16 protein-coding genes are annotated in these 21,822 nt (G+C 71.8%); 7 read left to right on the top strand and 9 right to left on the bottom strand.

Features of this window, described 5'->3' with window-relative positions:
- Positions 1–38: 38 nt before the first annotated feature.
- The gene (locus ACIBBA_RS08205; protein ID WP_396694972.1) at positions 39–857 is read right to left on the bottom strand and encodes an MOSC domain-containing protein; all 819 of its coding nucleotides are present in this window, start codon (positions 855–857) and stop codon (positions 39–41) included.
- Positions 858–861: 4 nt separating this feature from the next.
- A complete protein-coding gene (locus ACIBBA_RS08200; protein WP_396694970.1) occupies positions 862–1,695 on the bottom strand; it encodes a class I SAM-dependent methyltransferase in 834 nt (277 codons plus the stop codon).
- Between the two features lie 141 nt (positions 1,696–1,836).
- Here ACIBBA_RS08200 and ACIBBA_RS08195 point away from each other — a divergent pair, with 141 nt between their 5' ends.
- Positions 1,837–2,907 carry an LCP family protein gene (locus tag ACIBBA_RS08195; RefSeq protein WP_396694968.1) on the top strand — a complete coding sequence of 357 codons (1,071 nt, stop codon included), beginning with the start codon at positions 1,837–1,839 and terminating at the stop codon, positions 2,905–2,907.
- 99 nt (positions 2,908–3,006) lie between these two features.
- On the opposite strand, the gene ACIBBA_RS08190 is transcribed toward ACIBBA_RS08195, so the two are convergent.
- From ACIBBA_RS08190 to ACIBBA_RS08175, 4 genes are all read right to left on the bottom strand, one after another.
- Positions 3,007–4,464, bottom strand: a complete 1,458-nt coding sequence (locus ACIBBA_RS08190) for a sugar transferase (RefSeq protein ID WP_396695200.1) — start codon at positions 4,462–4,464, stop codon at positions 3,007–3,009.
- Positions 4,465–4,667: 203 nt separating this feature from the next.
- Positions 4,668–5,747 carry an endo-1,4-beta-xylanase gene (locus tag ACIBBA_RS08185; protein ID WP_396694966.1) on the bottom strand — a complete coding sequence of 360 codons (1,080 nt, stop codon included), beginning with the start codon at positions 5,745–5,747 and terminating at the stop codon, positions 4,668–4,670.
- A gap of 256 nt (positions 5,748–6,003) precedes the next feature.
- Entirely contained in the window at positions 6,004–6,954 is a 951-nt protein-coding gene (locus ACIBBA_RS08180) for a glycosyltransferase family 2 protein (RefSeq protein ID WP_396694964.1), read from the bottom strand.
- A gap of 539 nt (positions 6,955–7,493) precedes the next feature.
- Positions 7,494–9,473, bottom strand: coding sequence for a hypothetical protein (locus ACIBBA_RS08175; RefSeq protein WP_396694962.1), 1,980 nt, complete (start codon positions 9,471–9,473; stop codon positions 7,494–7,496).
- A gap of 148 nt (positions 9,474–9,621) precedes the next feature.
- Here ACIBBA_RS08175 and ACIBBA_RS08170 point away from each other — a divergent pair, with 148 nt between their 5' ends.
- The 6 genes from ACIBBA_RS08170 (at position 9,622) to hutH (ending at position 17,635) form a co-directional block, all read left to right on the top strand.
- On the top strand, positions 9,622–10,473 hold the full coding sequence (locus ACIBBA_RS08170) for a MurR/RpiR family transcriptional regulator (RefSeq protein WP_396694960.1): 852 nt from the start codon (positions 9,622–9,624) through the stop codon (positions 10,471–10,473).
- Between the two features lie 13 nt (positions 10,474–10,486).
- Entirely contained in the window at positions 10,487–12,142 is a 1,656-nt protein-coding gene (gene hutU / locus ACIBBA_RS08165; RefSeq protein WP_396694958.1) for a urocanate hydratase, read from the top strand.
- Between the two features lie 55 nt (positions 12,143–12,197).
- Positions 12,198–13,394: an allantoate amidohydrolase gene (locus ACIBBA_RS08160; RefSeq protein ID WP_396694955.1), complete on the top strand. Its 1,197-nt coding sequence runs from the start codon at positions 12,198–12,200 to the stop codon at positions 13,392–13,394.
- Between the two features lie 82 nt (positions 13,395–13,476).
- A complete protein-coding gene (locus tag ACIBBA_RS08155) occupies positions 13,477–14,835 on the top strand; it encodes a formimidoylglutamate deiminase (protein WP_396694953.1) in 1,359 nt (452 codons plus the stop codon).
- Between the two features lie 74 nt (positions 14,836–14,909).
- Positions 14,910–16,109, top strand: coding sequence for an imidazolonepropionase (hutI, locus tag ACIBBA_RS08150; RefSeq protein WP_396695198.1), 1,200 nt, complete (start codon positions 14,910–14,912; stop codon positions 16,107–16,109).
- The gene (gene hutH, locus ACIBBA_RS08145) at positions 16,097–17,635 is read left to right on the top strand and encodes a histidine ammonia-lyase (RefSeq protein WP_396694951.1); all 1,539 of its coding nucleotides are present in this window, start codon (positions 16,097–16,099) and stop codon (positions 17,633–17,635) included. The genes hutI and hutH overlap by 13 nt, the downstream gene beginning before the upstream one ends.
- 57 nt (positions 17,636–17,692) lie before the next feature.
- On the opposite strand, the gene ACIBBA_RS08140 is transcribed toward hutH, so the two are convergent.
- From ACIBBA_RS08140 to ACIBBA_RS08130, 3 genes are read right to left on the bottom strand one after another with little or no spacing between them, the layout of a single operon-like run.
- Positions 17,693–19,051 carry a polysaccharide biosynthesis C-terminal domain-containing protein gene (locus ACIBBA_RS08140; protein WP_396694949.1) on the bottom strand — a complete coding sequence of 453 codons (1,359 nt, stop codon included), beginning with the start codon at positions 19,049–19,051 and terminating at the stop codon, positions 17,693–17,695.
- On the bottom strand, positions 19,051–20,007 hold the full coding sequence (locus ACIBBA_RS08135; RefSeq protein WP_396694947.1) for a glycosyltransferase: 957 nt from the start codon (positions 20,005–20,007) through the stop codon (positions 19,051–19,053). The genes ACIBBA_RS08140 and ACIBBA_RS08135 overlap by 1 nt, the downstream gene beginning before the upstream one ends.
- Complete coding sequence (locus ACIBBA_RS08130) at positions 20,004–21,476, bottom strand: hypothetical protein (RefSeq protein ID WP_396694945.1); 1,473 nt, start codon at positions 21,474–21,476, stop codon at positions 20,004–20,006. The genes ACIBBA_RS08135 and ACIBBA_RS08130 overlap by 4 nt, the downstream gene beginning before the upstream one ends.
- Between the last annotated feature and the right edge of the window lie 346 nt (positions 21,477–21,822).

The raw sequence follows: 21,822 nt of genomic DNA, 5'->3' as shown, positions 1-21,822 counted from the left end.
CATCGATCCGCAGGTCGCGGGACACAAGGCCGACCAGGTCAGCCGTCGACGGTCACCGGATCGCCCACCGCCAGCTGGCCGGTCCGCACCGGCACGAGGTGCAGTCCGAAGAGGAGCTTCTGCCGGACGTTGCGGTACCGGGCCAGCGTGCGCAGCGGCTCCCGGCTCCGTACCCCGGTCTCCTGGTCGGTGGTGGTCACCACGCAGCGGTCGCATGACCCGGCGGCCCGGAACTGGACGCCGCCGATCCGCAGCGACCCGCCCTCCCAACCGTCCTCGGCCCAGGCCGGCGCGCCCTCGACGACCAGGTTGGGGCGGAACCGGCTCATCGGCACCGGTTCCTCGCCGGCCTCGACGAGCCAGTCGTTGAGCGCGGTCAGCGACGCGGCGTTGGCCAGCAGCAGCGGGTAGGCGTCGGCGAAGCTGACCTGGTCGCCGGTGTCGTGCGCGCGCGCGTCGGCGGCGAGGTGCCGAGCGGGGTGCGCCAGCCAGACCAGCCGGACCGGCCGGCCGAGCAGCGCGCTCAACCAGTCGTCCGCCGCCGGACCGGCGGGCAGCGCCGGGACGGGACGCTTGCGGCTGCGGAACGTGCGCGTCAGGACCGGGTCGCCGTCGGCCGGCTCGGGCACGTCGAGGTCGGGTTGTCCGTCGGCGCGCAGCAGCAGACCGCCGTCGCGGGGCGTCGCGTGCAGCCCGACCAGCCGGGTGGTCTCCCGTTGGGTGACGCCGACGCCGTCGGCGTCAACCACCATCCAGCGCCGGTCGCCGGCGAGCCCCCACGGCTGCACGAGCGCGCCGTCGTGGTCGAGCCGGTGGCAACCCTTGACCGGGTACGTGGAAATCGCGTTCAGCCGCACGCGGCTACCATGCCACGCCGATGCCGTCCCCGGGATACCAGTGGTTGGCCGGGGTCTCACGGTAGGCGAGGAACCGCCGGCCGGTCCGCTCGGCGTGCTCGGCGAGGACGTTGGTGGCCGTGACGTTGTCGGTGAGCAGCATCGCGCCCGGGGCGAGCTTCGGCTCCACCGCCTCGAACTCGCGCTTCTCGTGTGCCCGGCTGTGGTCGCTGTCGTGCAGGAAGAGGTCGACCGGCCGGTCGAGCGCCGCGATCGAGGCGATGGAGTCGCCGATCACCAGGTCGACCACCGACGACCAGGGCGTGGCGCGGGCCAGGTAGCCGGCCTCGGGGTTGATGTCCAGCGAGGTGAGCCGCCCGGGATGCCCCTCCTCGGCGTTGCGCAGCAGGGCCGAGGCGAGCACGCAGCTGCCGAGTCCCTTGTCGACTCCGGTCTCCACCACATGCGACGGGCGGGTGGCCCGGACGATGGCGTACCAACCGATCCGGCGGGCGTAGCGGACCTGCCTGTCGGCGAGGCCACGGCGGGCGGCGCCGGCGGTGGCCTGTTCGATGTGCCGGCGCAGCACGTCGTCGGACTCGATCTCGGCGAGGTAGCCGCGGACCTGCTTCACCGGCAGGTCGCAGACGACGCTGACGAACCAGGCCAGGTGGTGGCGGCTGAGCTTGGTCAGCTCGTACGTGTAGTTGTGGTGCTCCCGGGAAGTGACCAGCCAGCGGGCCGAGGTGCGCAGCACCTTGGCGTCGTGGCGGGCGACCCGGGCCAGCCGCTTGGGGAAGGCGGCAACGGGGGCGAGGGGGGTACGGGCGATCGCCCGCCGGAGCTTCGTTGCATCCACGGGTTGGTTCATACCAGGTGAAGCTGGCCGATGGCTGAAAATGCTCATGTTCGATATGCGCGACGACGGCGGCCGACCGGTGCGCGGTCCTGGCCGGACGAGGGTACGCGAGCCGGAATCTGAATCAGTAGCATCGCGCCCATGCCACGTCGAGAGCAGACCGCGGACCCCGGCTCGGACGAGACGAACGGGTTGACCGGTGGACCGGAGCAGGAGCCGACCGGGGCGCAGCCACCCCGGCGTCGGCGGTGGCGGCGAATAGTCCTGATCAGCCTGCTGGTGGTGGTGCTGCTCGGCGCCGGTGGCGCGGTCGCCGGTGGGCTCTACCTGCGTTCGGTGGAGTCGGGCATCGAGCGGGTCGACGCCTTCGAGGACGTGCCCGAGGAGGCCCGCCCGCAGCCGGTCGTCAAGGGCGCGATGAACATCATGATCCTGGGCAGCGACACCCGCGATCCAGAGCGGACGGAGGGTTCCCGGACCGACACCATCATCCTGGCCCACCTGCCCAAGGACCGGTCGAGCGCGCAGCTGATCTCGATCCCCCGCGACACCTGGGTGCCGGTGCCGAAGTCCAAGGACGGCAACCACGGCGGCCGGGACGCGAAGGTCAACGCCGCCTACGCCTGGGGCGGCGTGCCGCTGATGGTGCAGACCGTGGAGAAGTTCACCGACGTCCGGATCGACCACGTCGCGATCATCGACTTCGCCGGCTTCAAGGAGATCATCGACGCCCTCGGCGGGATCGACGTCAACGTGGAGAAGAACTTCACCTCGATCCACCCGCCGTTCCGCGCCTTCAAGCAGGGGGTACAGCGGATGGACGGCGAGGCGGCGCTCGACTACTCGCGCCAGCGCAAGCAGTTCGCCGACGGCGACTTCGCCCGGATCCGGCACCAGCAGCAGGTCATCAAGGCGATCCTGGACAAGGCGTCCTCCGGTGGCCTGCTGACGAACCCCGGCAAGCTGAACTCGTTCCTGCAGGCCACCTCGAACTCGGTCTCGGTCGACAAGAGCATGTCCCTGCTCGACATGGCGAACCAGATGCGCGGGGTGCGCGGCAGCAACCTGACGTTCCTCACCAGCCCCACCAAGGGCACCGGCACGGTCGGTTCGGAGAGCGTGGTCTTCGCCGACACGAAGCGGGTTCCGTCGTTCTACGAGGCGGTGCGGCGGGACGCGGTGCCGGACATCATCGCGCAGGGGAAGAAGTAGCCAACCGGGTCGCCCGACGGGCGGCCCGGACACCGACACGCGAAACGGGCGGCGGCCGCGAGGCCACCGCCCGTTTCGCTTCGCTCGATCGGCGCTCGATCAGTACGCGCCGCGGCGCGCCAGCACCACGCTGGCCGTGCGCCAGAGGATGCCCAGGTCGTAGACAAGCGACCAGTTGTCCACGTAGTGCAGATCCAGGCGGACCGCGTCGTCCCAGGTCAGGTCGGAGCGGCCGGAGATCTGCCAGAGCCCGGTGATGCCGGGGCGCACCAGCAGCCGGCGCCGCACGTCGCCCCGGTAGTCGTCGTCCTCGGTGGGCAGCGGGCGCGGGCCGACCAGCGACATCTGCCCGAACACCACGTTGATCAGCTGGGGCAGCTCGTCCAGCGAGAGCGCCCGCAGGTGCCGGCCGATCGGGGTGACCCGCGGGTCGTCCTTGATCTTGAAGAGCAGGCCGTCGCTCTCGTTCTGCTCCCGCAACGCCTCCAGCCGCTGCTCGGCGTCGGTGTACATGGTCCGGAACTTCCACACCTTGAACGCGCGGCCCTGGTAACCGATCCGGGTCTGCCGGAACATCACCGGACCCGGGTCGCTGACCTTGATGGCGATCGCGATCGCGAGCAGCACCGGGCTGAGCAGCACCATTCCGAGCAGCGCGGCGGCCCGGTCGAGCACGCTCTTGGTCAGCAGCGAGAGGCCGGAGATGGTCGGCTCCTCGACGTTGAGCAGCGGCAGCCCCTCGATCGGGCGGACGTGGATGCGGGGGCCGGTGACGTCGGTGACCTGCGGCACCACCACCAGGTTCAGCCCCGTGCCCTCCATCTGCCAGGCCAGCTTGCGCAGCTCGTACGACTCTAGGCTGGCCGGACCGCAGACGGCGATGGTGTCCGCGCCGAGCTGCTGCACCAGCGGCACCAGGTCCCAGCCGACGTAGACCGGCACCGGGGCTGTCACCCGCTCCCCCGGCCGCGGATGGTTCGGTAGGTGGATGCCGATCGGGCGGAACCCGGCGCCCGGGTTGCGGGTCACCACCTCGTGCAGCGCGAGCGCGTCGGAGAGCCGGCCCACCAGCAGCACCTTCTGCGACGCCCGCCCACTACGCCGGATGCGGCGCAGCACCACCCGGGCCGCGAACCGGGCCACCAGGGCGTAGAGCAGCAAGCAGAGGATGATCGCGGCGACCGTCGCCCGGGACAGGTCCTTCTTGAAGCCGAGGGCCAGGAACGACACGGCGGCGGCCATCGCCACGTTGGCCCGGACCACCCGCTTGAGTTCCTCGGTGCCGCGCCCGAGCGCCTGCCGGTCGTACGCGCCGAGAGCGGCGAGCATCACCAGCCAGCCCAACGGCACACCGACGTTGGCCACCAGCGAGAACGAGCTGATGCCGCCGAGGACCTGCTGGTCCCAGAAGCCGGCGTCGGCCTCGTCGAGCGCGACCACGACCGTCCGGCTGGCCGCCAGCGCGGCGAGGGCGTCGAGCAGGACCAGCCAGGCCACGTAGCGTCGGCGCCAGACCGCTCGCGGGGCCACCGGACGGGCAAACGCCGATCGGGGCATGCCGTTGGATGGCGGTGTGATGACCCCGAAATCGGGGTCGAACCTCGGCGTCGCCTGCGGCGCGACAGCCTGGAGGAACTGAGTGTGCGCGGACACGACCTTCCTTTCCCACATCGCCCCCGACGGGAGATCGCGACGAGCACCCTATGCGCTGGCGCGGTGCCCTGCCTAGTGGCGGTTCGGCCGTACCTGGCCTGGTCTGATCAGTTCGTCGACTGTCGATGGCGTGACCGCAGCTCCTGCATCAGCGCGTCGTGGGCCGGTTTCGGCCTGAATTCCCGGTCGTAGACGCAGGCGGCTCCGTAGCCCGGGAAGTGTGCGCCGATCCAGCTGCTGCCGTCCGAGAACCCCCAGAGCGTGAACGACTCGCAGGTCGACACGGCCAGACAGGTCGTGAGCATGTGCTGGTAGAGCAGCGCCTGCGAAACCAGCTTCTCCGGCGTCGCCGGCAGCTTGACCCGGACGTCGAGTTCGGTGATGGCGACCGACACGCCCAAATCCGCGAAACGCTGAAGGTTCCCGGCAATGCCGGTAGGTGCCTGATCGGCACGCAGGTGGCTCTGGAAGCCGACACCGTGCACCGGCACGCCACGCGCCCGAAGCTCGCGGACCAGGCCCAGCAGGGCGTCCGCCTTCTTGGACCGGCCCTCCGCCCCGTAGTCGTTGATGAAGAGCCGCGCGTCCGGGTCGGCCTCGTACGCCCAGCGGAACGCGTCGGCGATGTAGCCGGGCCCGAGTTTGCGCAGGAAGATGTTGTCCCGCAGGGTCCCGTCCTCGTTCAGCGCCTCGTTCACCACGTCCCAGGCCCAGACCTTGCCCCGGTAGCGGGTGACGACGGTGACGATGTGCTCCCGCATCAGCGCCCGAAGACGCTCGGCTGACCAGTCGTCGGTCACCCAGGACGGAACGCTGGCGTGCCAGACCAGGGTGTGGCCGTAGACGGCCTGACCGTGCGCGTGGGCGAACTCCACGAGCCGGTCGGCCGCGGTCCAGTCGTACTCTCCCCGTCGGGGCTCGAGGCTCGCCCACTTCATCACGTTCTCGGCCGTCACCGCGTTGAAGTTGGCGGCGAGCGTCTCGCGATATTGCTGGTCGGCGGCGAGCCGTCGCCCGTCAACGGCGGAGCCGATCCGCATGTTCGGCGGCGCGAGGCCGCGCAGACCGGACCAGGACGGCGACGGCGAGGGGGAAGCGGACGGCAACGTCTGCGTCTCGCCCCGTTGTGACTGGGCGACGAGCACCCCGCCGACCGCGACGGTGGCCACCACGGTCAGCGCGGCCAACCGGATCAGGCCGCGCTGTCGCCGTCGACGCCGCCGAAGGGCGGCACCTGCGGGATCCGCCGCGTCGTCCGCCGTCCTTGCCGCCTGCCGACCGACGTCCCTGGCGGGATCGGCCGCACGGACGGCGGATCCGGCGGGGACAACTCCAGTCATCACGATCCCCAAGCAGCGAGGCCAGCACGAACGAGCCCGACGGTCGCGGTTGGACAGTCCTACCCGGTGAGTCGCTCCGCCGCCCGGCCCGCCAGCCGACGGATCACCGCCCGACGGCGGTGACCAACCACTTGCCGACCTCACTCGCCGCGCGCACCGCCACGATACACAGGGCGAGGCCCGGAATGCGCGGGCGACTGTATTTCTTGATCATCTTGCGCCAAGCAGCAACGCCGGCAAGGCGCCGTCGGCTGATGTTGCCGCTGTGCCGGTGGAACCGCACAACCGGCTGGTCGAGTCGTTGCAGGTGCACGCCGGTGCTCAGGGCACGCAACACCAGCTCGACATCCACTTTGATCGACATCTGCTCGTCGTATCCGCCGAGTTGAAGCAGCAACTGGCGGTCGATGGACATGCCGGAGTGCTTGAAGGGCAGCCGTGGCCGGGTCAGCACGGACCAGAGCATCCGACGCGAGTCGGGGTAGGACGGGAGCCTGATCACCCTTGCCGAATCGCCGACGAACTCCTCGTAGTCGGTGTAGACCCAGCGCGCGCCGGTGCGAGACAGGAAGTCGTGGATCCGGGCCAGACCGTCGGGGGCCAGTTCGTCGTCCGAGTCGAGCACGGTGACGGTCCTGCCCCGGGCCACCCGCAGGGCCGCGTTGCGCGCGGCGCTGATGCCCGTCGGCTCCTGCCGGACGACGAGAATCCGTCGGTCTGCCAGCAGGCCCGCCTCGGCCAGCCCGTCCCGAGCGGGTACGGCCGATCCGTCGTCCACCACGACGATCTCGAAGTCGCTGAAGCTGTTGGCCAGCACGCTCTGGATGGACTTCACCAGCAGCTGTGGCCGGTCCCGGACGGCGATGCAGACCGAGATCGCCGGGGTGACCCGTTCGGCCGCCCGCACCAGCGACACGGTCGACGCGTCGACGGCCGGCATCATCAGCACCGTGGGTTCGTCGAGCTTTGACAGCTGGGGCTCCTGATCGGACGGGAGCGTGCTGCCGGCGGAGTCACGCAGCGAAGGCGTCGAGTAGGCGGGGTGGCTCGTCACGGACGGAGGCCGTTTCGCAGCCCGGCTGGGCTACCTGCGCCGCCCGGCAGGACGGCTCCACCAATCGACACGGCTCCGCGATCCAACACGTCCATACCTTCGCCACCCCCATGAAAGCCACCATTTGCAGCGACATTTTCAGCGACGCGTTCGTAGGAACGTTCCCTTGATCGACGACAATGAAGATCCATCGCGCAACAACAGGGAGTATAGCCATCGCTACACCCCCGCACCATCACCCAACAGTCACCACGATGCGGGCCGGAAATCGTTGATACAGCCAGGGATTCGCTGGTCAGGGCCCTGTTGCGGCGCCGGTCGGGCATACCGCCGAAGCAGCCGGCCGAACTGGCACCGTCCGGTGGAATCCACATTGACCAAAAATACGATCTTGACGGCGGCACGGGTTGTTCGTGGTGTGCGAATGACGGGCGGAGGCGAACAACCGGGGCATGTCTACGCTTACATTCCCATGTGTCCGATCCGGTGTAATCGTCCGATCACGAGCCGGCGGCCGGCCACTGCGCCCCACCCGGCGATCAGCCGGTCGTCGACCGCCGACGGACGAGTAGCACGGCGAGGATGACGAGCCCGACGAGCAGCACGCCGGATCCGACCAGCAGGGGAACGACCAGGCCCGACCCGTCCCCCTGCGCGCTGTCCAACCGCTCGCGCTCGGCGGCGTTCTGCCGGTAGGCCTGCGCGAGCAGGTTGGCGGGTGCCGCGTTGGCGGCCTTCTCCAACTGCGTGACAGCGACCGACAGGTCGCCGCCGAAGTACGCGTCCAGCCCGCTGCGGTAGATCTTGTCGGTCTCGCCGAGCGTGTTGCCGACCCCGGCCTCGTCGAGAAGCGCGCCGATCGTCGACGCCGGCACGACCGCCCGGTTCGCCTTGTCCGGTAGCGCCTGGTCCTGATCGATCACGCCCGCTACCTGGCCGTTGGGATCAAGGGCGATACCACCGTGCGACACGGTTCCGAGGTCCCCGCTGATCCGGTACATCGAGACCGAGCCGAGCCGGCTCGTGCCGGTGACCGTCACCTTCTTCGACTGGGGACGGTAGACAGCGTTGCGGAAGACGGTGTCGGTGGTCCGGAAGCCGAGGATGAACAGCGAGGCGTCCTGGTCGAAGCTCGCCGACCGGTTGAGTTCCACCGCCGGCAGGTTGTCCTGGGCAAGCTTGATCAGTGCGGTGCTGCCACTCTCCGCGGGCAAGCTCCGGACGACCTCGGCCGCGATGGCCGGCTCCTTCGACACGTTGCCCTTGGCGTTGTTGAGCTGCCCGTACACCTCACTGACCGGCTTGGTGCCCGGTTCGGCGCCGGTGAACCGCACCTTGGGCAGGTTGGTCCGGATGTAGTTGGCGACCTCCCCGCTGGGAAGCTTCTTCTCCTGCACGAGCAACCGGGCGAGCGCGTCGACGGCGATCCACCGGGCGTGATCCTCGTCCGGCGCGACGCAGGAGCCGCTGGTGACGGCGTGGCCGCTCGAACTCACCAGGAAGCCACTGCATCGACGGATGAAGCTGACGGGGGTGGGGCGTACCAGGGCATTCGTGGCGGCGTCGCGGACGTAACCGGTGAAGACCGCCTCGACGAAGACCAGCGACGGCGCGGCCACCGCGAGGGCGTGCTCCTCCGGGCTGTAGAGGGCGGCCTGCGCCCACGGCTTCAGCCCCGGCTCGACCGGTTCGGCGGTGGAGGTCGCCGTGGCGGCGATCGTCGGCAGGGGGTCGGGGTCGGTCTGGTCGTTGCCGGCGATGGCCCAGACGCCGACGCCGCTGCCCACGGCCGCCACCAGCACGAGCGCGGCCACCCCCACCCAGAGCCCGGTACGCCGCCGGGGCGGCTCCGAAGGCTTGATCCGCCGGACGGGGGCGTTGAACGGGTCGTAGGACGGCGGATCCGAAGGAGCGGCGGACACCGGCGCGGGTGAGTGGGGCGCGTCGACAGCGGGCTGCGGGGTCGGCGCGGGCTGCACGGTGGGCAGCGGGCCGGCGTGCAGGGCCCAGGGTGCGAACGATCCACCGGACGTCGGCTGTGGGGCGCCGGAGACGGGCTGCGGTGGCGCGGAGACCTGATGTGGAGCGCCGGACACCGACTGCGGTGGTGCGGAGGCCTGCTGCGGCACCCCGGAAATCGACTGCGGCGGCCCGGAAACCTGCTGTGGCACCCCGGAGACCGGCTCCGTGCCTCCTTGATCGTCCGTCGGCACCAACTGGTACTCCTGCCCCAACGCGCGGAACAGCTTCTCGGCGCCCGGGCCGACCTCCGCCGGATAGGCCACCCACGGCTCCGCCGCGGAGAAGTCGGCGTACGCGAAGGCCTGCCCGCCCGGCGTCTGGGACATGGCGTCGGCGGTGCCGGCGAAGCTTTCCCGCCAGCCCGGTGTGTTCGCGGCCGCGGCGTCCAGCACCGCCACCGTCACGAACCGGCCCTGCCCGTCGATCGCAGCCCAGGCCTTGCCCACAGGGCAGGTGCCCAACAAGTGGGTGAACCGGTACGGGCCAACCGACTGCATGCGCACTCCTCTGCTCGACCGCCGTGCGGATCCTACAGAGGGGACGCTCACGAGTCCGTCCGCCGGTCGGCCGACCGACAGCCACCGAGAGGATGCGCCGGCATGGCGGGGGTTGCTCTCTGAAAGTTTTCATGCATAGAGTCACGGCGTGAATGAAGGAGCTGTCGCCGCGCCCACCGAGCGGGTGCTCGATCTGTTCCACGGGGTGCGGCTCACCCCCACCCAGCGGCGGATCGCGCACTGCCTGGTGCAGCACGCGCCGACCGCGGCGTACCTCTCCGCCGCCGAGGTGGCTGAGCTGGCCGGGGTCAGCCAGCCCTCGGTCACCCGATTCGCGGTCGCGCTCGGCCACGACGGCTACCCCGCGCTGCGCCGCCGGCTCCGCGAGCTGACCGCCGGCGCGCTCGGTGGTCCGACCGACGCCGGCAACGAACTCCAGCAGGCGGTCCGCGCCGAGATCGGCAACCTGGACCGGCTGACCGACCAGCTCGCCGACCGGGACCGGATCGCCGAGACGGGCCGGCAGCTCGCCGCCAGCCGCCCGCTGCCGGTGCTCGGCCTGCGCGCCGCCGCGCCGCTGGCCGCGTACTTCGCCTACTTCGCCGCCAAGGTGCACCCCGACGTCCGAGTACTCGACGACGGCGGCAGCCTGCTCACCGACCGCCTGGAGCAGGCGGCCGAGGCCGGCGCCTCGGCGGTACTGGCCTTCGTGCTGCCCCGCTATCCCCGGGAGACCCTGGACGCGCTGCGCGACGCGCGCGCCGCCGGGTTGACCGTGGTGGCGATCACCGACTCGCCGGTCAGCCCGGCCACCGAACACGCCGACGTGGTGCTGCCCGCCGCGGTCGGCGCCCAACTCGTCTTCGACCTGCACACCGCCCCGATGACCCTGGCCATGGTGCTGCTCCAGGCGATCTGCGACGCCGCCCCCGCCGACACCCAGCGCCGGCTGGAAGCGTTCGAGGCGTCCGCCGCCCGCCGACAGCTGTTCCTCGGCTGAGAGGAGAACTGACATGTCCCACCCGGTCCGCGCCGCCCGCGGCGTCGAGCGCACCGCCCGCGGCTGGCCGCAGGAGGCCGCGCTGCGGATGCTGATGAACAACCTGGACCCGGAGGTCGCCGAGCGCCCCGAGGACCTGGTGGTCTACGGCGGCACCGGCAAGGCGGCGCGGGACTGGCCGTCCTACCACGCGCTGGTACGCACCCTCACCGACCTGCGCGACGACGAGACGATGCTGGTGCAGTCCGGCCGGCCGGTCGGGGTCATGCGTACCCACGAGTGGGCGCCGCGGGTGCTGCTGGCCAACTCCAACCTGGTCGGCGACTGGGCCACCTGGCCGGAGTTCCGCCGGTTGGAGCAGCTCGGCCTGACCATGTACGGGCAGATGACCGCCGGCTCCTGGATCTACATCGGCACCCAGGGCATCCTCCAGGGCACCTACGAGACCTTCGCCGCGGTCGCGGCCAAGAGGTTCAGCGGCACCCTGGCCGGGACGCTGACGCTCACCGCCGGCTGCGGCGGGATGGGCGGGGCGCAGCCGCTCGCGGTCACCATGAACGGCGGCGCCTGCCTGATCGTGGACGTGGACCGCAGCCGGCTGGAACGGCGGGTGCACGACCGCTACCTCGACGAGATCGCGGACAGCCTGGACGACGCGGTGCGGCGCGTCCTCGCCGCGAAACGGGAACGCCGGGCACTGAGCGTCGGCGTGGTGGGCAACGCCGCCGTCGTCTTCCCCGAGCTGCTGGTCCAGGGCGTCGAGATCGACATCGTCACCGACCAGACCAGCGCGCACGACCCGCTGTCGTACCTGCCGGTGGGCGTGGAACTGGCCGACGCCCGGGACTACGCGGCGGCGAAGCCGGCCGAGTTCACCGACCGGGCCCGGGCATCGATGGCCCGGCACGTGGCGGCGATGGTCGGCTTCCTCGACGCCGGCGCGGAGGTCTTCGACTACGGCAACTCGATCCGGGGCGAGGCGCAGCTCGGCGGGTACGAGCGGGCCTTCGACTTCCCCGGCTTCGTGCCGGCCTACATCCGGCCGCTGTTCTGCGAGGGCAAGGGCCCGTTCCGGTGGGCGGCGCTCTCCGGCGACCCGGCCGACATCGCGGCCACCGACCGGGCGATCCTGGAGCTGTTCCCGGAGAACGAGTCCCTCGCCCGGTGGATCCGGCTGGCCGGTGAGCGGGTCGCGTTCCAGGGCCTGCCGGCCCGGATCTGCTGGCTCGGCTACGGCGAGCGGGACAAGGCCGGCGTGCGGTTCAACGAGATGGTCGCCTCTGGCGAGCTCTCCGCCCCGGTGGTGATCGGCCGGGACCACCTGGACACCGGCAGCGTGGCCAGCCCCTACCGGGAGACCGAGGCGATGGCCGACGGCTCCGACGCGATCGCCGACTGGCCGTTGCTCAACGCGCTGGTGAACACGGCCAGCGGGGCGTCCTGGGTCTCGATCCACCACGGTGGCGGGGTGGGCATGGGCCGGTCGATCCACGCCGGCCAGGTCTGCGTCGCCGACGGCAGCGCGCTCGCCGGTCAGAAGATCGAGCGGGTGCTGACCAACGACCCGGCGATGGGCGTGATCCGGCACGTGGACGCCGGCTACGACAGCGCCCGCGAGGTGGCCGAGCGGACCGGCGTACGGGTGCCGATGGCCGAGGGAAACGCGTGAGCGCGCGGAGTGCAGCGCAGCGGAGCCCCGCAGCCGCGAACAAGAGGAGCACCGCGTGAGCGACCTCGCCGCCCGGTTCCGGGCGCTCTGGGACGAGATCGCGCCGATCGGGCGGGACGCCGGCAGCGGCGGCTACCTGCGCTACGCGCTGACCGAGCCGGAGCTGCGACTGCGGGCCTGGTACCGGGAGCAGGCCGACCGGCGCGGACTGCCGGTCACCGAGGACGGCAACGGCAACCTCCTCGCCTGGTGGGGCGAGGCGGACGCCGGGAACGCGGTGCTGACCGGCAGCCACTTCGACTCGGTGCCGCACGGCGGCGCGTACGACGGTCCGCTCGGCATCGTCAGCGCGTTCCTCGCCCTGGACGAGCTGCGCGCCGCGGGCGTCACCCCGGCCCGGCCGGTGGTCGTCGGCGCGTTCGTCGAGGAGGAGGGGGCCCGGTTCGGCGTACCGTGCCTGGGTTCCCGGCTGCTCACCGGCGCGCTGCCGGCGCAGCGGGCGGCGGCGCTGCGGGACGCCGACGGGGTCAGCTTCGCCGACGCGTTGGGCCACCCGCCGGCGGGCGCCCGACCGGAGCTGCTCGGCCGGTTCTCCTCCTTCGTGGAGCTGCACGTCGAGCAGGGCCGCGCGCTGGCCGACACCACCGCGCCGGTGGCGGTGGCCAGCGCCATCTGGCCGCACGGGCGTTGGCGCTTCGACTTCACCGGCGAGGGCAACCACGCCGGCACCACCCGGATGGCCGACCGCCGCGACCCGATGCTGACGTACGCGTTCACCGTGCTGGCGGCGAACAAGGAGGCCCGGCTGCGCGGCGCGCACGCCACTGTGGGCCGGGTGTCGGTGGAGCCGAACGCCACCAACGCGATCCCGTCGAAGGTGACCGGCTGGCTGGACGCCCGCGCGGCCGAGCCGGAGACGCTGGCCGGCCTGGTCGAGGCGGTCCACGGCAAGGCGGTCGAGCGGGCCCGGCGCGACGGCACCGAGATGACGGTGACCGAGGAGTCCGCCACCCCGCTGGTGGCCTTCGACGGCGGGCTGGCCGACCGGCTGGCCCGGCTGCTCGACGCGCCGGTGCTGCCGACCGGAGCCGGACACGACGCCGGCGTCCTCGCCGCGTACCTGCCGACCGCCATGCTCTTCGTCCGCAATCCGACCGGTGTGTCGCACTCCCCGGCCGAGTCGGCGAGCGACGATGACTGCGCCGCCGGGGTGACCGCGCTGGCCCGGGTGCTGGCGGAGCTGGCATGTTGACGGCCGTCGCCGCGGCCCGCCGGGCACCGGCGGGCGACGGCGGATCGCCGCGTTCGCGCTGTTTCGAGAGGGGGCCCGCGGAATGACCGCGACCCGCTGGCTGGCCGAGTACGCCTGGCTGCCCGACCACGACGAGCCGACGGCCGACGTGCTGATCGAGGCGACGGACGGCCGGTTCACCGCGGTGACGCCGCTGACCGGCGGCGACTCACCGACCGCCGGGGTCGACGTGCTGACCGACGCGGTACGGCTGCCCGGGCTGACCCTGCCCGGGCTGGCCAACGCGCACTCGCACGCCTTCCACCGGGCGCTGCGCGGGCGTACCCACGGCGGCCGGGGTGACTTCTGGACCTGGCGTGACCAGATGTACGCGGTGGCCGACCGCCTCGACCCGGACTCCTACCTGGCCCTGGCCCGGGCCGCCTACGCCGAGATGGCGCTGGCCGGGGTGACCTGTGTGGGCGAGTTCCACTACCTGCACCACGGGCCCGGCGGGACGCGCTACGACGACCCGAACGCGATGAGCGCCGCGCTGGTCGAGGCGGCCGCCCAGGCCGGCATCCGGCTCACCCTGCTCGACGCCTGCTACCTAACCGCCTCGGTGGACGGGCAGCCGCTGGTCGGGCCGCAGCTGCGCTTCGGTGACTCCGACGCCGCGCGGTGGGCCGAACGGGTGGCCGCGTTCTCCCCGGCCGGTGGGCACGTCCGGGTCGGCGCGGCGGTGCACTCGGTGCGCGCCGTCCCCGCCGAGCAGCTGAGCACGGTGGCGCGCTGGGCCCGCGAGCGCGACACGCCGCTGCACGTGCACCTCTCCGAGCAGCCCGCGGAGAACGACGCCTGCCGGGCGGTGCACGGCTGCACGCCCACCCGGCTGCTGGCCGACCGCGAGGTGCTCGGCCCGGCCACCACCGCCGTGCACGCCACCCACCCGACCAGCGGCGACCTGACGCTGCTCGGCGAGAGCCGTACCGGTGTCTGCCTCTGCCCCACCACCGAGCGGGACCTGGCGGACGGGATCGGCCCGGCGCGGCGGATGGCCGACGTCGGCATCCCGCTCAGCCTGGGCAGCGACAGCCACGCGGTGATCGACCTCTTCGAGGAGGCCCGGGCGGTGGAGCTGGACGAGCGGCTGCGCACCCGCCGGCGCGGCCACTTCACCGGCTTCGACCTGCTGCGCGCGGCGTCCGCCGCCGGGCACGCCGCGCTCGGGTGGACCGACGCCGGCCGGCTCGCGGTCGGTGACCGGGCCGACCTGGTCACGGTACGGCCGGACAGTGCCCGGACCGCCGGGGTGCCGCCGGTCGGGGTGTTCTTCGCGGCCACCGCCGCCGATGTCACGCACGTCGTGGTCGACGGGCGGACGGTGGTGGCCGAGGCTCGACACGTGGCCGTCGACGTACCGACCGAACTGCGGGCGGCCATCGCGGCGGTGACGTCGTGACCACGGACCTCTTCCCGGAGCGGCCGGCGCGGCCGGGCGACCCGGTACGCCCGGCGGGCCGGAACACCGGCAGCCTGCTGGTCGACAACATCGGCGAGCTGGTCACCAACACCGACGGGGCGGGCGGCCCGTTGGGCATCCGCCGGGACGCCGCCCTGCTGGTCGAGGACGGGCAGGTGGCCTGGATCGGGCCGGCCCGGGACGCCCCGGCCGCCGACCGGCGGATCGACGCCGACGGCGCGGCGGTGCTGCCCGGGTTCGTGGACAGCCACGCCCACCTGGTCTTCGCCGGCGACCGGGCCGCCGAGTTCGCCGCCCGGATGGCCGGGCAGCCGTACACCGGCGGCGGCATCCGGACCACGGTCGGCGCCACCCGCGCGGCCGCCGACGACGAGCTGCGGGCCACCGTACGGCGGTTGCGCGAGGAGGCGCTGCGGCAGGGCACCACCACCATCGAGATCAAGAGCGGCTACGGCCTCACCGTCGCCGACGAGGCCCGCTCGCTGCGGATCGCCGCCGAGTTCAGCGAGGACACCACGTTCCTCGGCGCGCACGTCGTCCCGGCCGAGTACGCCGACCGCCCCGACGACTACGTCGGCATGGTGTGCGGGCCGATGCTGGCCGCCGCCGCCCCGCACGCGCGCTGGATCGACGTCTTCTGCGAGCGGGGCGCCTTCGACGTCGACCACGCCCGGGCCATCCTCGCCTGCGGGCAGGCCGTCGGGCTCGGCGTCCGGGTGCACGCCAACCAGCTCGGCCCCGGCCCGGGCGTTCAGCTCGGCGTGGAGCTCGGCGCGGCGAGCGTGGACCACTGCACCCACCTCAGCGACGCCGACGTCGACGCGCTCGCCTCGACGACGATCGGCTGCATGTGCGCCGACGGGCGGCACACGTCGACCGTGGCCACCCTGCTGCCGGGCGCCGAGTTCTCCACCCGCTCGCCCTACCCCGACGCGCGTCGCCTGCTCGACGCCGGCGTCACCGTGGCGCTGGCCACCGACTGCAACCCCGGCTCGTCGTACACCTCGTCGATGCCGTTCTGTATCGCCCTCGCCGTCCGCGAGATGCGGATGACCCCGGCGGAGGCCGTCTGGGCCGCCACCGCGGGCGGCGCCCGGGCGCTGCGCCGCGACGACGTCGGGGTGCTGCGCCCCGGCGCCCGGGCCGACCTGATCGTCCTCGACGCCCCGTCCCACCTGCACCTGGCCTACCGGCCCGGGGTTCCACTGATCCGCCAGGTCCTGCAAAACGGAGTACCGCAATGTCGATCGTGACCATTCAGCCCACCGGGGTCTCCCCCGCCGACGTGCTCGCCGTGGCCCGCGGCTCCGCCAAGGTCGTGATCGACCCGGCCGCGACGGACGCGATGGCGACCAGCCGGGCGATCGTGGACGGCATCGAAGCCGCCGGCCGCCCCGTCTACGGCGTCTCCACCGGTTTCGGGGCGCTGGCCAACACCTTCGTCGCGCCGGAGCGGCGGGCCGAACTCCAGCACGCGCTGATCCGCTCGCACGCCGCCGGGGTGGGCGCGCCGATGCCGCGCGAGGTGGTCCGGGCGATGATGCTGCTGCGGGTGCGCTCGCTCGCGCTCGGCCGGTCCGGCGTCCGACCGCTGGTCGCCGAGGCCCTGGTCGATTTGCTCAACCACGAGATCACCCCGTGGGTGCCGGAGCACGGCTCGCTCGGCGCCTCCGGCGACCTGGCGCCGCTGGCGCACTGCGCGCTGGTGCTGCTCGGCGAGGGCTGGGTGCTCGGCCCGGCGGGTGAGCGGATCGACGCGGCCGACGCGCTGCGCGGGGCCGGGTTGAAGCCGATCGAGCTGGCCGCCAAGGAGGGCCTGGCGCTGATCAACGGCACCGACGGCATGCTGGGCATGCTGCTGCTCGCCCTGAACGACGCCGCCCACCTGTTCGCCATGGCCGACGTGACCGCCGCGCTGGCGATCGAGGCGATGCTCGGCTCCGAGCGGCCGTTCCTGCCCGAGCTGCACGCCATCCGGCCGCACCCGGGCCAGGCGGCTTCGGCGGCGAACATCCACCGGCTGCTGCAGGACTCCCGGGTGATGGACTCGCACCGGGACGACCTGGCGCACGCGGTGCAGGACGCGTACTCGATGCGCTGCGCGCCGCAGGTGGCCGGTGCGGCCCGGGACACCCTGGAGTTCGCCCGTACGGTGGCGGCCCGCGAGCTGGTCTCGGTGGTGGACAACCCGGTGGTGCTGCCGGACGGCCGGGTCGAGTCGACCGGGAACTTCCACGGCGCGCCGCTCGGCTTCGCCGCCGACTTCCTGGCCATCGCCGCCGCCGAAGTGGGGGCGATCGCCGAACGGCGGGTCGACCGGCTGCTGGACGTCACCCGCAGCCGGGACCTACCGGCGTTCCTCTCCCCCGACGCCGGCGTCAACTCCGGGCTGATGATCGCCCAGTACACCGCGGCCGGGATCGTCGCGGAGAACCGCCGGCTGGCCGCGCCCGCCTCGGTGGACTCGCTGCCCACCAGCGGGATGCAGGAGGACCACGTCTCGATGGGCTGGGCGGCGACCAAGAAGCTGCGTACGGTGCTGGACAACCTGGCCAGCGTGCTCGCCGTCGAGCTGCTGGCCGGGGTGCGCGGCCTGCAGCTGCGCGCGCCACTGGTCCCGTCGCCGGCCGGACAGGCCGCGGTCGCCGCCCTCGGCGGCATCGCCGGTGAGCCGGGGCCGGACACCTTCCTCGCCCCGGTGATGGCCGCCGCCCGCGACGTGCTCGCCGGCCCCGACCTGCGCGCCGCCATCGAACGCGAGATCGGTCCGCTGGCCTGACCAGCGGCCGAACCGGCACAGGGGTGGGGCTCGCTCCACCCCTGTGCCCACGCGGGCTCAACCTCCGGTGACCGTCCGGCGGATCTCGGCCCAGGACGGCAGTTGGGCGCCCGCCACGACATTCCGCTTCACCCGGGACCAGAACAGGACCAGAAGTATCGCCTCGGACAGCACCGTCGCCCAGGCGGCCCCGGCCACGCCGAACATCGGGATCGCGGTGGCCAGCGCGGCCAGGTAGACGAGCGATCCCAGCCCCTGGAGGAGCACCTTCTGCCGCACCAGGCCGCCGCTCATCAGCAGCGATTCGACACTGGCGGAGCCGAAGCGCAGGGGGATCGCAAGCGCGAGAATCGCCATCACCGGGACGGACGGGCGGTACTCGGCGCCGAAGATCAAGGGAATGGCGTAGCGGCCTGCGACGGCGACGACGAGGCCGACCAGCAGCCCGAGACCGATCATCCCGACCGTGCCGGCACGGTAGGCGATGAGGACCGCGCTGCGGTTGGAGCGGGACCACCGGTGCAGCTTCGCCAGGAAGTACTGCTGATAGACGATGCGGGGCAGGAGGTAGATCGCGGTCAGCAGCGTCATCGGCACGGCGAGCACGGCAGCGGCCTCCGGGCTCAGAAACTCGGCGGAGGTGACGATGCCCAGTTGCATGCCCAGTTGATAGAAGAGGCTGCCCAGCAGGAACAGGCTGGTTCCGCTGACCAGGTGGCTCATCCGCGGCGCGCGCGCCGGGCGAGCGAGCACCTGCGTGTGGCCCTCCAACGTCGCCCGGGCGTACCAGAACGGTGCGATCACCAGGACGCTGATGACCACCGTGACGGCGGCCACGAAGGCGTAGCCCAGCGCCACCATGAGCGCCGACAGCCCGAAGAAGCCGGTCACGAGGGCCACCAGGAGCCGGCCGACCTGCGGCGCCAGTTGCAGCGCCGCGAGCTGCCCGTAGGCGCCCTGCAGTTGGAGGGCCGACCCGGACAGCGCCATGGCGACGAGCGACAGGATGATCGGGGCGAGCCCGATGCGTAGGCCGGCGGTGACGGAGTCGTCCCGGTCGAGCAGACCCCACCCGACGAGCGCCAGGACCAGCAGGCCGGACGTGACGACCACCAGCACGATCGACGGCCGCACCCAGCGGAACGCCCTCGGTCCCTCGCGTCCGAACCGCTGCAGCCAGAACTCGGCGACCCCGAAGATGGCCAACGGCCCGGCCAGCGTCACCAGCGAGATGACTGACATGAAGGCGCCGAAGTCCGCCTTGGGCAGGCTACGGGCGAGCAGCACCTGGGTGAGGAACGCGATCAGGGTGACGCCGGCTTGGCTGATCCCGAGCATTCCCAGCTGACGGAGCCGGCGTGCCATGCCGCCGCCGGACCGGCTGGACGTCGGCGTACCGGTCCGCAGCTCCACCATCATCTGGTCGCTTCGGCCGAGACGTGCGACCTCAACATCTCCAGCTCGGCCTCCGTGCGACTCATCCAGGCCTCGCGGGCCGCCGCGATCCGCCCGGCTGCAGCAGGGTCGTCTCCGATCGCCTTGCGGACGCCTGCGGCGAGGGCCTCGGGCTCGTTGGCGACGAGTGTAGCGAAGCTTCCGAACAGGGCCTCGGTGGTGCGGGTGTGCGACAGGACCAGCGGTCGGCCCGCGCTCAGCGCCTCGCACGCGCCGCTGGGCTGCGTGGCGTCCCGGTCGGTCAACACGACGACCGCACGCGCGGCGGCGAGCGCCGCCTCGTAGTCGGGGAGGTCGAGGAAGCCCAGGGTGGTGAAGTTGGGCAGCCGCTCGGCGCGCTCGCGAAGCGGCGGGGGCAGCCGGTGCAGTGGTGCGGTGGTCACGAAGTTGACCTCGGGCAGGGCCTCGATCGCGTCGATGAGGACGTCCATCGGCTCATCCGGGGCGACGGTGGCCACGACGAACACCCAGTCGCGCGGTGCCGCCGGCGGGATCTCCCGGAGCGGGTCGTGCACGACGAGTGTGCGCAGGCCCGGGAAGGCCGCGCGGGCGATGACGTCGGCCTCCTGGGTGTGCGTCAGGACCAGCTTCGCCCCGCGCAGCACCGTTTCGGTGCTCGGAACCCGGCGCCACCACGACTGGAACTGCCCGTTGTGCGCGTCGACCACGTAGGGAACCCGACCGAGGTAGGGCGCCAGGGCTGCCAGGTGGGGCTGCGCCTGCGCCACCACGAACGATGGTCGCCGGGACCGGAGCAGCTTGAGGTCGTTCCAGGTGTGGGCGAGGTAGTCGAAGGGGCGGAGCGCCTTCGGCGTCGCCTTGGCCGGGCGCCATGCCAATTCGGCGCCCAACGCCTGCGCGAGTACGTCCGACCGACGCTGATAACGCTTCCACGAAATGAAGAGGGGGGCGCTCATTCGCGATCACCACTAGTGTCCGTTGCCAGTGCGACCGGCGCGTTCACCCGGGGATAGAACGCGATGATCAGCATCAGGGAGAGGAAGAACATCCACATGAAGTACGAATAGGAGGTCGGCTTCTGCGTCAGCGCCGAGATGACTGTCACGGCGTAGAGGACCGAGAGCATCCAGCGCGCCTCGACCGCGATGGCACGCCTCGTCACCCGCCAGAGGTTGATGAAGATAATCGTCATCAGGATGACCCCGAGCAGCCCCCAGACCACGAAGATCCGCAACGGGTCGCTGTGCGTGTTCCACGGTTCGTAGGCCAGCCCGATGAGCCAGATATCCAGCGGGGCGTCCCCCCACACCTCCGCCAACTTGAACCAGATCTGCCCGCGGCCGTGCAGGAACTCGTCGTTCGTCGGATTCAGCGAGCCGATCTGGGTGGCGAGAAAGACCGCGCGGTCGAAAAGATAGGCGCCCCAACGGACCGCAGCGAGGACCACCAGCACGACGAGAGCGACAGCGCCCCATACGGCGGTGCGGAATCGCAGGTTGGAAACCTGACGGATCAGTTCGGGAAGCCGGCGCAGCTCGAACGCCACGATCACGAAAGCCACGCAGACGATGGTTATCCGGTGGGTGCTCACGACCGCGGTGGCGGTCAGGAACGCGACGGCGGCATAGCGGGCCAGCGGGCTGATCCGCAGCCGGTCACCGGCGGCATAGAGAATGAACACCGCGAAGATCAGGAGCCGCCCGAGTGACGCCGGGTGGAAATAGCCACCCGAGGCACGCCCGACCTTGCCGCTCATCAGGTTGAAGAAGTAGGTGTACGGCACGACGCCGACGACCTGCAGCCAGGCGATCACGGAGTGCACGACGGCGCCGGCGACCACGAGCAGCAGGACCCAGCGCAGCCGGTCGAGCGAGAACCAGCCCGGCCTGACGAACATGACCGCCAACAACACGATCGGCGCGAACCCGACCGCGAGCTGGGCGGCCTGCGTGATGATCCCGCTCTTCGGCGCGATGTACGGCCCGAAGATCTCCCGCACGTTGGCCGTGGTGAAGACCTGGAAGAACTCTTCCCGGGCCGGCAGGGCGATCAGGCCGATAACGGAGAACAGGCCGAGGAGAACCAGCGAGACGATCGCGGGCGTCAGATTGGTCAGGAACCTTCTCGACGCCACGGTCACGGCGACGAAGGCGCCCACCATGAGAACCGCGCCAATCACCGTCGCCACCATGCCGGAATCCACGGTGTCGGCCGCGACCTTCGCACCGAAGACGTCGAAGAATGGCTTCACGCCAACCATCACCAGCGCGAGCACGGTCATTATCCGGGCGGCTGCCCAGAGAAAGCGTGTGATCGGGGTGTCGGCTGGGGAATTGTGCGCGGTGTCGGCGGAGAGCGGCAGGCTCCTGCCCATCAGACGACGGCCACCGCCCACAGTCTGGGTCGCCGCCGGCTTCTGAGGCATTATGTCCATTTCATGATCCTCTCCGCCCTACCTCTCGGGGCACTATACGCGAGGACCATGACCACCAGAGGTCGCCTCTGTCGCCCCGAAACCCGGCGACGAGCACCGCCGTCTGGCGGCATTTTCGCCACTTTCGACCGCATCTCGGTGGGCACCGACAGGACGGGCGTCGGCGACCGCGAGGACCGATCGCCGCTATTAGGCGGAGAACTGCCATAACTGTCGACCACTCCGGCACGTTCAATGGCACCGGCGCCGAGGCTCAAGCGGTAATCTGCGCCGTCCCGCACGTGCCGGCGCCATCCTCGGGACGGAACGCGGCCGGAGCGCCGGGAAGCCTCGGCGC

This window comes from Micromonospora sp. NPDC051006, assembly GCF_044456245.1.
GTDB lineage: Bacteria > Actinomycetota > Actinomycetes > Mycobacteriales > Micromonosporaceae > Micromonospora.
This window is presented reverse-complemented; position numbering and strand designations above follow the sequence as displayed.

Coding starts and splice junctions, on each gene's coding strand:
- ACIBBA_RS08195 (WP_396694968.1), top strand. CDS start 1,837: ATGCCACGTCGAGAGCAGACCGCGGACCCCGGCTCGGACGAGACGAAC.
- ACIBBA_RS08190 (WP_396695200.1), bottom strand. CDS start 4,464: ATGCCCCGATCGGCGTTTGCCCGTCCGGTGGCCCCGCGAGCGGTCTGG.
- ACIBBA_RS08175 (WP_396694962.1), bottom strand. CDS start 9,473: ATGCAGTCGGTTGGCCCGTACCGGTTCACCCACTTGTTGGGCACCTGC.
- hutU (WP_396694958.1), top strand. CDS start 10,487: ATGTCCCACCCGGTCCGCGCCGCCCGCGGCGTCGAGCGCACCGCCCGC.
- ACIBBA_RS08155 (WP_396694953.1), top strand. CDS start 13,477: ATGACCGCGACCCGCTGGCTGGCCGAGTACGCCTGGCTGCCCGACCAC.
- hutH (WP_396694951.1), top strand. CDS start 16,097: ATGTCGATCGTGACCATTCAGCCCACCGGGGTCTCCCCCGCCGACGTG.
- ACIBBA_RS08140 (WP_396694949.1), bottom strand. CDS start 19,051: ATGGTGGAGCTGCGGACCGGTACGCCGACGTCCAGCCGGTCCGGCGGC.
- ACIBBA_RS08135 (WP_396694947.1), bottom strand. CDS start 20,007: ATGAGCGCCCCCCTCTTCATTTCGTGGAAGCGTTATCAGCGTCGGTCG.
- ACIBBA_RS08130 (WP_396694945.1), bottom strand. CDS start 21,476: ATGCCTCAGAAGCCGGCGGCGACCCAGACTGTGGGCGGTGGCCGTCGT.